This window comes from Rummeliibacillus sp. POC4 (genome assembly GCF_003576525.1).
Taxonomy (GTDB): Bacteria; Bacillota; Bacilli; order Bacillales_A; family Planococcaceae; genus Rummeliibacillus.
The window spans coordinates 1-1,098 of the sequence record NZ_QWUA01000036.1; the positions used below are offsets into that span (position 1 = coordinate 1).

At 29.3% G+C, this 1,098-nt stretch carries 1 protein-coding gene; it reads right to left on the reverse strand.

Features of this window, described 5'->3' with window-relative positions; genetic code table 11:
* Positions 1-329: 329 nt before the first annotated feature.
* Entirely contained in the window at positions 330-887 is a 558-nt protein-coding gene (locus D1606_RS11695) for a DUF5067 domain-containing protein (protein WP_119416196.1), read from the reverse strand.
* Positions 888-1,098 lie beyond the last annotated feature (211 nt).

A 1,098-nucleotide genomic window follows, 5' to 3' on the forward strand; every position in this document is an offset into this window, starting at 1 on the left:
CAATGGAGGAGGTAACATCATGAAAGAACAGTTAGTAAAAGCTATGCAGTATCATCAATTGGTTGAATTAATGTATATGTCTAAATCGGGAGAAATCTCAAAAAGACGAGTGAAGCTTATCTAAATGATTGGAGATAAGTTTCAAGCATTCTGTTTTCTAAAACACTCAAAGCGTACTTTTATCATCGATAATGTTCTTGCAGTGTTACCTATCGTTAGAAAAGAGCGTTAAGTTATATGATGAACTGGGAGCAAAAGAAATTAGTCCATAATCAAATTATGAATAGATTAAACCCCTCAACTTATAATAGGAGAGGGGTTATTATTATTTATTTAATTTTATAAATCTGTTCGCCTAATTTTTTACCGTCTATTCCTTGAGTTGCAATTAATTTCACTGGTGTTTTCAGATCATCTAACTCATAAGATATTGCATTTTCAACAGTACCATTTTTCTTGATGTTTTCTGTTTGACTATCTAAAAAACGTTCATCAGGTAGTCCACCAACTTCTAATTCATTTACTGAGTTTTTGTTGTTATCTTGTATAGCTTTGAATACAGCAATCCAAGCAGTAGTTGGGTCAATTTCTTTATCAGTAAGGTTAGTTGTTTTATACCAAATTGCTAAAACAGGTTTTTCTCCATACTCATTTCCTTTTTCGCCAGCTTTTATAACTTTTTCTTTTGTAATTTCAATTTGTAAGTCATGAATTTTTACTATACCATCTTTAAAGTAATATTGATCTTTGTTGCTTTCAGTTTTTTTAGCAGCAGATTTATTTTCAGTTTTTACTACTTTTGTATTTGATGAATCTTCTTCTAAAACACAACCTGCTAATAAAAGTGAAAGCGCCAATGGTGCTGCATATAATGCTTTGAATTTCACGAACTAATCCTCCTATGGTATAAATATAGAAATAATTCCTTAATTTACTATAACATAACGCTATCTTTATTTTTATAAAAATCACAAAAAACATCACATATTGAACGGAAAAAAAGTGAGCATAATGGAATAAATAATAAAAAATTTGAATCTGAATTATAGACAATAATGGTGAATGGAATTAGGATGAATCATATAAAAAACATAGGAA